This window comes from Pseudomonas sp. SWRI92 (assembly GCF_014268685.1).
Classification (GTDB): domain Bacteria; phylum Pseudomonadota; class Gammaproteobacteria; order Pseudomonadales; family Pseudomonadaceae; genus Aquipseudomonas; species Aquipseudomonas marvdashtae.
This window is the reverse complement of the sequence record NZ_JABWQY010000001.1, coordinates 51,276-64,207: the sequence shown is the minus strand read 5'-3', so window position 1 is coordinate 64,207 and position 12,932 is coordinate 51,276. Positions and strand designations below refer to the sequence as shown.

4 protein-coding genes are annotated in these 12,932 nt (G+C 65.5%); 1 reads left to right on the top strand and 3 read right to left on the bottom strand.

All coding sequences use genetic code 11. From position 1 onward, the window contains the following. Window positions 1-24: 24 nt before the first annotated feature. Genes HU762_RS00230 through HU762_RS00220 form a run of 3 tightly spaced genes read right to left on the bottom strand, consistent with a single transcriptional unit; the run spans window position 25 to window position 6,181 of the window. Window positions 25-2,172 carry a TonB-dependent receptor gene (locus HU762_RS00230; protein WP_186631277.1) on the bottom strand — a complete coding sequence of 716 codons (2,148 nt, stop codon included), beginning with the start codon at window positions 2,170-2,172 and terminating at the stop codon, window positions 25-27. A gap of 32 nt (window positions 2,173-2,204) precedes the next feature. Continuing rightward, window positions 2,205-5,300, bottom strand: coding sequence for a hypothetical protein (locus HU762_RS00225; protein WP_186631274.1), 3,096 nt, complete (start codon window positions 5,298-5,300; stop codon window positions 2,205-2,207). After that, window positions 5,297-6,181: an ABC transporter ATP-binding protein gene (locus HU762_RS00220; RefSeq protein WP_186631271.1), complete on the bottom strand. Its 885-nt coding sequence runs from the start codon at window positions 6,179-6,181 to the stop codon at window positions 5,297-5,299. The genes HU762_RS00225 and HU762_RS00220 overlap by 4 nt, the downstream gene beginning before the upstream one ends. Window positions 6,182-6,485: 304 nt before the next feature. On the opposite strand from HU762_RS00220, the gene HU762_RS00215 reads away from it, so the two are divergent. Beyond that, window positions 6,486-12,923, top strand: a complete 6,438-nt coding sequence (locus tag HU762_RS00215) for a non-ribosomal peptide synthetase (RefSeq protein WP_186631268.1) — start codon at window positions 6,486-6,488, stop codon at window positions 12,921-12,923. Window positions 12,924-12,932: the final 9 nt, after the last annotated feature.

Below are 12,932 nucleotides of genomic sequence, written 5' to 3'. Positions count from 1 at the left end.
GACATGACGATTATCAAAGAGCACTCAGAACGAATAGCTATACCCGACGCCGGCCGAGCGCCCTCGGCCCGGCATGCCGGTGATCACCTGATCGGTGGAGTACGATCCATACAAGTCGTATCGCGCATCGAGCAGGTTGTCGCCCCACAGATAGACTTCCGAACCGCCACTCTCCAGGCCCACGTGCAGGTCCAGCTTGGCATAGCCCTTGAGGTCGTAATGATTCTGCGGATCCGCCGGGCGATTTTTCTGCACGCGATAATTGAGCAAAGTGTTCAGGCGCGGAGCGGGCAAGCCCATAAACTCCCCCAGGTCCCTTTGCCAGGCGACGCTGAAATTACCGCTCCACAGCGGCACATCCGGTACACGATTTCCCGCGGCGACATCGCCGCCAGAAACGCCCGGAGCATCGGAGGTCACCACCGCGTTGGTGTAGCTCACCGCACTGCCCAGGGTCAGCTCATCGGTGACATGCCAGGTGCTCGACAGCTCGGCACCCTTGCTGCGGGTATCGGCGTTCACGGCGCTGACCGCCAGGGTGTTGAAGTCATACCCCAGCAGGTGGTCGTCCTGCACGCGGGTCATGAACAATGCTCCTTCCAGACTCCAGGCCCCCTCGGCACTTTCATGCTTGAAACCGACTTCGGCGGAATTCACCTTGGCTGCCTTGTAGGGTTCGCTGTCCCTGACCGACGTCGCGTAGTCGTTGAAGCCCGCTGATTTATAGCCCCGCGACAGCACCGCATACAGGTTCGTCTGAGGCGTGAGCGCGTAGCTCAACGCCACGCGCCCGGTGCTGTAGTTATCCTGCAAGCGGCGGTCGTCACCGGTGCTAATGCCCCCGCTGGAATAGTCGGCACCGTAGGTCTTGCGGTCCCAGGTGTGGCGCAGGCCGGTGGTGAGTTTCCAGTCTTCGGCGATCGGATAGGTCATCTCACCGTACAGCGCATAACTGTTGGTGGTGAAATCGCGCATCTGCCGGGCGCCGTTGGTGAAATCCTCGGAATCGAAGCTGCGCTCGGAGCGTGACAGGTTTACCCCGGTCACCCAGAACACATCGGCGTCCGCCAGCGAACCCAGGCGCAGATCCTGGCTCCACACGCGCTCCTTGGCGGTATCTTCGATCAGGTATTCGAACGGTGAGCCGTAGAGCGCCTCGGTGATGTTGCGGTCGTAGCCTTTTACCGCATTGAAATCGGTGCTGGTGTAGGCGCTGATCGAGGTGATCCGTGCCTGCGCCAGGTCATGATTGAGCTCAAAAGAATAACGCTCGTTGGTCTTCTGGTTGTCATCGAACGTACCGGGCGTGTAGTCCAGGCTGGGGCGATTGCCAAACGGGCGCAGCATTTCCAGGCCGGCATAATGATCGGCGCGCTGGCGCTCGGCGATCAGCAGGCCGGTCGTACCCTGGCCGTTGTCCCACAGCAGACTGCCGCGAAAGGCCAGGTCACGAGGCTTGGTCAACGGGTCGCCGTCCTGCTGGTCGTCGACCCAGTTATCAAAGCCGCTGCGGCGCACAGCAATGCGTCCCGCGAGGGATTCGGTCAATGGCCCGCCAACCGCGCCTTCGGTCATGAACTGGCCCTGGTTGCCGACTTCGCCGCGCACATAACCTTCCAGTTCGCGGGTCGGTTTGCGCGTGGTGACGTTGATCGCGCCCGCCTCGCTATTACGCCCGAACAGCGTGCCCTGAGGCCCCTTGAGCACTTCCACTTGCTCCACATCGAGCGTCGCCATCGCCGCGTTGCGCACCGACATTGGCACCCCGTCCACATTCAGCACCACCGAGCCGTCGTCCATGCTCATCTGGTTCAGCGAACCGACGCCACGGATGCGCACGTTGGCATCGTTGGCGCCGCCCCAGGAATTCACATCCACGCCCGGCGTGGTCCGCAATGCGTCTTCCAGGCTGCGCAAGCGCCGGGTTTCGAGGGTTCGCCCGTCGATTACAGAGAGCCCGAAGGGAATATCCTTGGCGCTCTCCTCGTTCAACCGGGCACTGACCGTCAGCGGGGCCAACTCGATGACCTCCGAGCTGGCGGCAGGTTGGTAGTCTGCGGAATAGGCCGTGCATATCTGGCTGGACAAGGCCAGCGCCAGGGTTGGGGTCAGCACATTCTCTCGCCATCCAAAAGGACGGCGCAGCAGTTGGATGGACAGCTCAGGTGACATGGGAAGCTCCAAGAAACAGGGATGGTTCGAATTCATTGCGCAGTCCCCCAGCGCTTGAGCGCCACGGTAACTGCCTGATCGGAAGGCGCGCCCAGCAGGTCGTGGATCCCGGCAGGCCATCCCTGGCCGTTTCGGATATTTGCGGTCATCGTCGTCAGTTGTCCGGCGCTCTGCACGGCCACCCAATCCAGGCTGGCCAGCGGCGCATACGTCGCGACCCAGCTCTGTTCGCGGGCATCGGCCAAGGTGCCGATGGGCTCGCCGTCATTGCCCAAGGCGCGGGTCAAGTCGTCGCCCATCAACTTAACCAACGCCGAGCGGGCGTCAGCGCCGTCGACGTCACCGACACACAGCAGCCCGATCGCGCCCGCCACGCCCTGGCTCAGCAGGAGGTAGCCCGGGGCTTGCCGCAGGTCGCTGGCGTCGATCAGCATTCGGCGCGCAAGCAGTTCGGCGATATGTGCGCGACGCGTCCAGCGTCCGACGCCCGCCGGCGCTACGTCCCAATCCGGCGTCTGGCTCAGCAAAAGATGGTTCTGGCTCAACTGGCTGGCACCCATGCCGGTCGGCCACTGGCTCAGGGACTCGACGGGCGGGCGACTGCCCAGGCGCCGAGTTACACAAGCGGACATGGCTTCCAGGTCTTCATGTACTTCACGGGCGGTTTGCTGACGGCCGGCATCGGCGAGCACTTGCACACCGTCGAGGTCTTGCGTAGCGCCCGTGTGATAGGCGAAGTCCAGCGGCCCTGCGCTGTGACCCTTGATCGCCTGGCCATCCACCTCGATCAGCCATTTCCACGCCCCCGCCGGAGCCACCGCGTCTACCGCGACTGCGGACCCTGTCGGCAAACTCGGCACCTCAGGCGGCAGACCGGCTTCGGCACGTTGTACCGGCGCACGCAGCAAGCGTTCGCTGTCCAGGCCCAGACGTGGCATCACGCGGCGCGCTTGCAGCCACACTCCTCCCGGCCCCAGCCAGAATGCGTCACCCTCGGAAGGCCAGCCGGCAGCCTCCACCGTCCAGTTCAGTTGCACGTTGCAGCCGCTCGCCGCGCACTCAGCCAAAGGTACGCGCAAATGGCCGGCGGCCTGTTCAAAAAGGACCGGTCGGCCCATGACGCTTACCGTCGTGACGTGCAAACCCGACGGCAGTTCTGCGTCCAGGTGCCCATTGGCGGCGATCACGGATCCCAGCGTCCACTCACCTTCAACACGTCGCGCAACGCTGTCGACGCGCAAGTGCAAGCGGCCGTCCGCTACCTGCCAGGCGCCCGCCCCGGCCAGCCAACGCTGTTCCCATTCGGCGCGCTCGGCCCGTTCCTCGGCCACCGACCGGTATTCACCCTGCTCCACCAGATGCCGATGCAACAGCGCGCCGCTGCCGAGCAAACCCACGGCCCCCAACACCAGCAGCACAACGGGCAAGCCCCGCAGGCTGTGGCGCACATCGATCAGGCGGCGCCGCTCCGGACCACGGGGCAAGGCCAACGCCGCCACCGCGACCATCACCAGGCAGCCGGCCAGTTTCCAGCTGGTCAACGTGGCGAGATAAGGCAGCCAGGGCCCCCAGCCCGTGAGCTGCGACAAGGCCACGTGGGCCGGAATCGCCATGGCATAGGCGGGATAACTGACCAGCCCCAATTCATGGTTGAGCACCAGGAAAAACGTCAACAGCATGGACGATGCATACGCCAGGCCGGAGCGACGGATCAAGGCATGCACCAGCACCGTGAGCATCGCCAGTTCCAGCAGCGGCGGCGCGAACACCAGCGCCTGATAGATCAGCACAAAGCCCGGCGCCAGGTTATCCGGGACGACCAGCGCGCTGATCACCAGGCTGGCAATGCCCGGCACCAGTGCCAAGGCCAGCGTCGCCGCCAGCACGCAGGCCACCCGCCCCAACAAACGCAGCCACGCCGGCGCCGGGGTCGCTTGCAACATCGCGCCGAGGCCTTCGACGTCATCGCGCCGACACACCAGCCCCACCAGCGCCGCGACAATAAAGGCGATCACCAGGAACGACGAGCTCGACAGCAACGGCAAGATCAGATCCGGTCGCGGCACCATCGGCCCGCGCGCATGCCAGACAATATGGACAAACCCACTGAGTATCCCCATGGCCAGCAGCAACCCAAGGGCGACCCACCAAACGCGTCGGGCAAACAACTGCCGCACCTGCCAGCGAACCTCGCGCCACAGGGTACGCGACCATCGGCTGGCGGCTAACGGGCCGGGCAAGCGCACATGGCTGGTCAACAGCATCGGCGGCTCCGCCAATACGGCGCCACTGCGTCGGCCCATCAAGCCCTGGCGGCTGGTTCGAGCCAGGACCATGGCCAACAGCAACAAGGGCACCCCACACCACAACGCCCGGTTCAGCCAGAACCCTGGGGTCAGTGCCAGTAGCGATTGGGATTTCTGCGCAGCGGTCCAGGTTTCCACCTGGGCCTGGGCAAAGGTAAACAGCGAAGGATCAAGACTGGCGGCCAGCAGTGGGTTGATATGGCCACCCTTGAGCACCACCACCGCGAACATCCACAACAGCATCAGCACCGTCGCCAAGCCAAACGGTGCGGCCAGGCCTCGGCTGTGCAAGGCCAGCAGGTAATACAACGCACCGATCCCGGTGCTCACCGGCAACAGCAAGGCGACCCAGGCAAACCCCAGCGCCGACCAGTTTGGCGCACCGATGCTCGCCGCCGGAGCCCAGTCGAGCCAGCCCAGCACCGGGCTGACCAGAAAGCCGACGATCAATGAACTGGCGAGCAAGCCACCCACCAACGCCGCGCCGATAAAACGTCCCCACAGCAACGCCGGCAACGACAGCGGCAAGGCCAGCAGGACTTCTTCCAACTGCGCCTTGCGGTCCCTCAGGGCCGGTTGGGCAAACACCCAGGCCCAGGCAAAAAACAGGAAAAACATACAGCCGCACGACATCAGGTAAATCAGGCTCGGCGCATTGCGGGCGATATCGCTGGCGCCCATTTTCTGCACATAGTCGGCGTTGGTCAGGGCCATCAGCAGATAGCCGGTCAGGCCGAGGAACACCAGCAACGGGATGCCGCTGCGCAGCCCGGCGCGCACTTCAACCCAGGCCTCGCGCATCAGCAGAGCAAAAGTATTCATGCGTCGATCGCCTCGCCCGCCTGGGCCAGGGCCAGGTAGTAGATGTCCTCAAGACGCGGCGCGTGGGGAACGAAGCGTGGGTCGGCAGGACGTTCGCCGTGCACAATGACGCGGCTGCCCTGCGGGCTGGCGGCCACATGCAAGGCGTCGGGCAGCGACTCGCCACGGTCGAAGGACGCTTCCCACAATCGGCCCTGCTCGGCGCCCAACAACTGTGCCGGACTCCCTTCGACAATAATCTGCCCACCCGCCAGCACCGCCAGTCGGCTGCAAAGGTTCTCGACGTCTTCGACGATGTGGGTCGAAAGCAACACGATCGATTCGGCGGCGACATCGGCGAGCACCCGATGGAAACGATTGCGCTCGGCCGGATCGAGACCCGCCGTGGGTTCATCGACGATCAACAGGCGTGGCGAGCCCACCAGCGCCATGGCGATGCCGAACCGGCGCAGCATGCCGCCCGAATAAGTGGCGAGCGCCCGGTGGGCAGCCTGCTGGAGGTTGACCTTGTCCAGCAGGCCCTCGATTTCCTCGCGGCGCTGACGACTGTCGGTTCGCCCCTTGAGCCAGGCAAAACGATCGAGCAAGTCCCGTGCACTCACACCTGGATACGCGCCGAGTTGTTGCGGCAGATAGCCCAAGCGACGGCGCAAATGATCGGCATCGACCAGCACATCCACCCCGTCCAGGTGAATGCTGCCGGCGTCTGGCTGCTGCAGGGTCGCCAGGGTCCGCATCAGGCTGCTTTTGCCCGCGCCGTTCGGTCCCAGCAAACCATACATGCCGGGCCCGACGCTCAGGTCCACGCCGCGCAGCGCTTCGACGCCGTTGCTGTAGCGCTTGCGCAGGCCGCGCACTTGTAAACCCGAATCGACAGACATCTACAACTCCAGATCAGAGGGACACATGCCCTGCATGAGGGCGGCGAGCGACGGTAATCAAGGCCATGGGCCGGGCTCTACCCGATTCAAGTCATTTTCCAACCGCATCCTGCGACCGACCCGCATTGCGCGCAGCCGCCACGTCACTGCAACCGGTGAGCGAGACGCGGATGCGGGGCAAAAACGATTCGATCCGGGTAGTTGCCAAAATGAGAATGACTAGCATCTTCCCCCAAGCAACTGCCTGCCCCCAGCGCCTGGGCCAACCCCGGTCCGGGCCCTAGTAATGAGAAGACGTTGAGCCATGGCCACTCCCAGCACCTCAACCGCAACACTGCTGCGCCAGTCCCTTTCCCAAGCCCTTGAGCTGCCCGCCGAGCAGATTCCCCTGGAGGCGAACCTGATCGAATGGGGGCTGGACTCCGTCACTCTGATTCGCCTCGCCGGCCAATGGCGCCGCCAAGGCCTGGCCGCGCGCTTCGCCGAGCTGATCGCCGACCCGCGCCTGTCAGCCTGGCTGGCACTGCTCGATGTGGCGACCACCGCCCCCGCCGCGCCCACCGTACAGACGGACGAAGGGCAGCCTTTCGAACTGGCGCCGATGCAACACGCTTATTGGATCGGGCGCGCCCCCGGCCAGCAGTTGGGCGGTGTGGCCGCGCACTTCTATAACGAATTCGATGGCCGCGACGTTGACCCGGTCCGCTTGGAAGCCGCCGTTCGGGCGCTGCTGGTGCGGCACCCGATGTTGCGCGCGCAGTTTCTCGACGACGGCCGCCAGCGGGTTCTCGCGCAGAGCCCTTGGCCAGGATTGAAAGTGCATGACTTGCGCCAGGCCAGCGTCGATCAACAGCAACAACAACTGGAGGCGTTGCGCGCGGAGCTATCCCACCGCCAATTGGCCGTTGAACACGGTCAGGTACTGGATATCCAGTTGTCGCTGCTGCCCGACGGGACGCGCCTGCACTTAAATCTGGACATGCTCGCCGCCGATGCCTTGAGCCTGCGCATCCTGCTCGGCGACCTGGTGCAGCTGTATCACCAACAGCCCCTGGCCGCGCTGCACTACAGCTTCGCCCGTTACCTGGCTGACCTGCGCCGTGAACAGGCCAGCCTCGAGCAACGTACCCTTCATCAACAGGCCCGCGACTACTGGTTGCAGCGTCTGGACCGGTTGCCCGGTGCCCCGCGCCTGCCCGTCAAGACCCAGGGCGACGATCGCCAGGTGCGGCGCCGTCACCATTGGCTGCCGCCATCCCAGCGCCAGGCCTTCGAGCGCCACGCCCGGGAACATGGGCTCACGCCGGCGATGGCCCTGGCGGCGGTGTTCTGCGAAACCCTCGGTGCCTGGTGCGAGACGCCCGAACTGCTGATCAATTTGCCGCTGTTCAACCGCACGCCACTGCATGCCGATGTCGACCGCCTGGTCGGCGATTTCACCTCATCGATCCTGCTGGCTTGGGACGGTCACGTCGCTGGCACTTTTGCCGCTCGCGCCACGGCCCTGCAACGACGCTTCCACGGCGATGCGGCGCACAGCGCGTTTTCCGGCCTGGAGGTGCTGCGCGAGCTGTCCCGGCAACGGGGTGAGCAAGTGCTGGCGCCGGTGGTGTACACCAGCGCCCTGGGGCTGGGGGAATTGTTCGCCGAAGGCGTGCAGGCGTGTTTCGGCGAACCGGCCTGGATCATTTCCCAGGGCCCGCAGGTGTGGCTCGACGCCCAGGTCACCGAGCTGGATGGCGGCATCCTGGTCAATCTCGACGCCCGTGAAGGGCTGTTCGCCGAAGGGGTGCTGGACGGTTTGTTCGAAGCCTATACCGGCCTGTTGCAGCGCCTGTGCTTTGAATCTCCGGCTTGGGACCTGCCGCCGCCAGCGCTGATCCCCGCCAGCCAAATTGAGGTCCGCAACCGCGTTCAAGGCCAGGCCACGCCCCTGCCGGTACAGCGCCTGCACGAAGCGTTTTTTGCCCAGGCGCGCCTGACGCCCGAACTGCCCGCGTTGTTGCATGGCAATCACCTCGTCATCCACTACGGCGAGCTGGCCGAGCGCGCCCTGCGGGTGGCGGCCTACCTGGAAGGCCAAGGCGTCCGGCGCGGCGATGTGGTGGCCTTGCAACTGCCCAAGGGGCCCGAGCAGGTGATCGCGGTGCTGGGCATCCTGGCGTCCAGCGCCACGTACCTGCCCATCAACGTCGATCAGCCCACGGCGCGTTGCCAGAAAATCCGTGAGTCGTCGGGTGCTCGCTTATTGCTCACCGAACTGCCCGCCACCCGCACAACGCTGGACGCTCCGCGGCCCGGCGCGATCAGCGACCTGGCGTATATCCTCTATACCTCCGGCTCCACAGGTGAGCCCAAGGGCGTGGAAATCAGCCATCAGGCCGCCGCCAATACCCTGCAAGACCTGCAACGGCGCTTGCACCTGAACAGCGACGACCGAATCCTCGCGCTGTCGGCGCTGGAGTTCGACCTGTCGGTGTTCGACCTGTTTGCCGCGCTGTCGACGGGGGCGGCGGTGATCGGTATCGAGCCCGAGGCGCAACGTGATGCCGGACGCTGGCGTGAACTGGCCATGCAGCATCGCGCCAGCGTGCTCAACTGCGTGCCGGCGTTGCTCGACATGCTGCTCGGTTGCGCCCCCGCCGGCGCCAGCCTGCCCCTGCGCGCGGTGTTGCTGGGCGGCGACAAAGTCGCTCCGGACCTGGCGCCACGGCTGTGGGCCCAAGCCCCTGGCTGCCGCTTCATGGCCCTGGGCGGCGCCACCGAAACCGCCATTCACTCGACCCTGTTCGAAGTGCTGCCCGGCCAACCGTTGCCCTGGCACTGCCTGCCCTATGGCACACCACTGGATAACGTCCGCCTGCGCATCGTCGACCCGCACGGCCACGACTGCCCGGACTGGGTCGCCGGTGAATTGTGGATCGGCGGCGCCGGTGTGGCCGAGGGTTATCGCGGCGACCGGGTGCGCACTGCTGAACGCTTTGTCGACTATCAAGGCCTGCGCTGGTACCGCACCGGCGACAATGCCCGCTATCACCCCGACGGCAACGTCGAGTTCCTCGGGCGCAGCGATTTCCAACTCAAGCTGCACGGCTACCGCATCGAAGCCGGGGAAGTCGAAACCGCCCTGCTCGCCTGGCCCGGCATCGAGCAGGCGATGGCGCTGCTGGCCGGCCAGCAACTGGCGGCGGTGGTGCGTCTGACGGACGGCCCCGAAGCGCCCACCCGGTTTGACCCGCCGGGCCTCTCCCGGCATCTCGCCGAGCGCCTTCCGGGCTACATGATTCCCGGCACGATCCTGGGCTGCGCGCAGTTGCCCTTGACCGGCAACGGCAAGGTGGATCGTCAAGCGTTGAGCGCCTGGCTGGCCGAGAACAACACCCGCGTACCGGCCAACCTGTCGCCCCCCTGCGGCGCGATCGAAACGCAGGTGGCGCGTGCCTGGCAGCAGTTGCTGGGCTGTGGTGAAGTCTGCCGTGAAGATAATTTTTTCGCCCTGGGCGGTGACTCCCTGAGCGCCACCCGCCTGGTGCGCCTGCTCACCGAACAGGGGCTGGGGGGCGCGCGCATCGCCCAGGTGTTTGTCAAACCGGTGCTCGCACACTTTTGTGCCGATTTGCATCGAAAGACCCAGGCTCAAGCGCAGCGCACGATTGTGCCCGACCTGCCGCAACGCCACGCGCCTTTCCCCATGACCGAGGTCCAGCAAGCCTATTGGCTGGGCCGCGATCCGAGCCTGGCACTGGGCGGCGTGAGCTGCCACTTCTATCGCGAATACGACGTCGAGGATCTCGACCTGCCGCGCCTGCAGAACGCGCTGGAGCGCTTGATCGAGCGCCACGAAATGCTCCGCGCCGTGTTCGATCAATGCGGCCAGGCCCGCATCCTGCCCGTGCAACAGCTGCCCTCATTCAAGATCGGCCAGGGTTACGCCAGCCTCGACGACTTGCGCGAACACTGTGCCCATCGCGTGTTCGATCCGGGCCAATGGCCGCTGTTCGATGTGCAGGCAGTGACTCATGGTCGGCACACCCGGTTGGCCATCAGCCTGGATAACCTGATCCTCGATGCCCTGAGCATCCTGCGCTTCTACGCAGAATTGGATGCCCTGTACCGGGAGCCCGGATTGACGCTGCAGCCACTGGAACTGTCGTTTCGCGATTATCAACTGCAATCCGCGGTGGACGCGGCCGAACTGCAAGCCGCGCAACACTTCTGGCAGGAGCGCCTGCCCGAGTTGCCACCCCATCCGCAACTGCCGCTGGCGGTGACCCCCGCCAGTCTGGGTCAACCGCGCTTCGAGCGCCTGCAAGGGCAAATCGACGCTCAAGCCTGGGGGTCGATCCTGGCCAAGGCCCAACAACACGGCCTCACCGCGTCGGCGGTACTGCTCTGCGCGTTTGCCGAAACCCTCGGCCGCTGGAGTGCCCGCCCCGACCTCAGCCTCAACCTCACACTGTTCGATCGTCGTGCGCTGCATCGCCAGATCGATGAGGTCATGGGCGACTTCACCTCCCTGACGCTGTTGGGCTATGTACCGGTGCCTGGCGAGCGCTGGGTCGACCGCGCCCGGCGTACCCAGCGAACCCTGGGCGAGGCGCTGGAACACCGTTGCCTCGGCTCGGTCAGCCTGCTGCGGCAATTGGCTCGGGGCAATGGCGAGCAGCAGGTGAGCATGCCCGTGGTGTTCACCAGCGCCCTCGGGGTACCGAACGGCACCGCCGCGCCGGAGGACGGGCCGTTTGCCCGGCAAGTCTTCGGCCTGACCCAAACGCCACAGGTCTGGCTCGACCATCAGGTGGTCGAAGCCAACGGCGGTATAGCCTTGAACTGGGACTACGTGGTCGGCCTGTTTCCCGAAGGTCTTGTCGAAGCGATGTTCGACGCCTATTTGTACAGCTTGAACTGGCTGGCCGAGTACACCTGGGACAACCCACCGCCCGACCTGCTGCCCCAATCCCAGGCGCAGTTGCGCGCCCAGCTCAATGCCCCAGGCCCGAGTGTGCCGGGTGATCCGACCTTGCATGAGGGCTTCTTCGAACAGGCACGCCAAGCGCCACAACGCCCGGCGCTGTTGTGGGGCGAGCACGGCACGCTGAGCTATGGCGAACTCGCCGACCGGGCGCTGCGCATTGCGCGCAGCCTGGTGGACGCAGGCGTGGTGCCGGGCGACTTGGTGGCCGTGTCCCTGGCCAAGGGCCCCCAACAGATCGCCAGCGTGCTGGGCATTCTGGCCGCGGGTGCCGCGTACCTGCCGGTGGGTGTCGACCAACCGTTGCAGCGCCGCCAACGCATCCTGCAACAGGCCGGCGTGAGCCTGATGCTTGCCGGGCAGGACCCGCAGCTGTCGAGCGTCAAACACCTCGATCCGCTTCACGCGCTGGAAGCTGAGCCGCTGTCGGCGCCGCTCGCCGTCCCGGCCGCAGAACTGGCCTACGTGATCTACACCTCCGGTTCCACTGGCCAGCCCAAGGGCGTGGAGATCACCCACCGCGCGGCGATGAACACCGTGGCCGAGATCAACCGCTGCCATGGCATCGACGCCAGCGACCGCACACTGGCGCTGTCAGCGCTGGACTTCGATCTTTCGGTATACGACTTGTTCGGCCTGCTGTCGGTGGGCGGTGCGCTGGTGTTGATCGAAGAGGATCAGCGCCGCGATGCGCGGGCCTGGCTCAAGGCGTTGCAACGGCATGGCGTGACCCTGTGGAACAGCGTGCCGGCCCTGCTCGACATGCTGCTCGAAGCCAACGCCCACGACCACCAGCCACTGGGCCTGAAAGTGGCGCTGCTGTCGGGTGACTGGATTGGCCTCGACCTGCCGCAACGCCTGCGGCAACAGGCCCCCGGCTGCCGCTTTATCGCCCTGGGCGGCGCCACCGAAGCGGCGATCTGGTCGAACCATTTCCAAGTGCAACAACCCTTGCCGGGTTGGCGCTCGATCCCCTACGGCGTGCCGCTGGCGAACCAGGCCTACCGGGTGGTCGATGCCCTGGGCCGCGACTGTCCGGATTGGGTCACCGGAGAGCTGTGGATTGGTGGGGCCGGCGTCGCCCGCGGCTATCGTCACGCGCCACAGTTGAACGCCGAGCGCTTCGTCGATGGCTGGTACCGCACCGGCGACCTGGGTCGCTACCACCCCGACGGCTTGTTGGAGTTTCTCGGCCGCGCTGACAGCCAGGTGAAGATTGGCGGCCATCGCATCGAGCTGGGCGAAATCGAAGCCGCCCTCGCCCGCCACCCCTGCGTAAGCACAGCGGTGGCACTGGTCGCGGATAACCGGCTGATGGCCGCCGTCACCGCCAGCACCGACGCGCAGGCCTTGGCGCGACACTTGGAGCAATGCCTGCCGGGGTACATGCGCCCGGAGCAGATCCTGGTGCTGGAACGCTTGCCTCTGAGCAACAACGGCAAGGTCGACCGCCGGGCGCTGCTGGCCTCCCTGGCCGACGCCGCCCAAACGCGCCCGGTGGTCGACGAGCAACCGCTGCGCCCGGACGAACAGGTGATCGCCGAACTCTGGCAGCAATTGCTCAACGTGCCGAGCGTGTCGCGCCACGACAACTTTTTCCGACTCGGTGGCGACAGCCTCCTGGCCACGCGTTTTCTCGAAATGCTGCGTACCCGCCTGGGCGTTGAACTGCCCATGGGCCAGTTGTTCGGCGCCGCCACCTTGACGGAGGTGGCGCAGATCCTTGAGCGCCAGCCCAACTCGGCCACCGTTGAAGAGGGCGTCATCTGATGCCCGCAC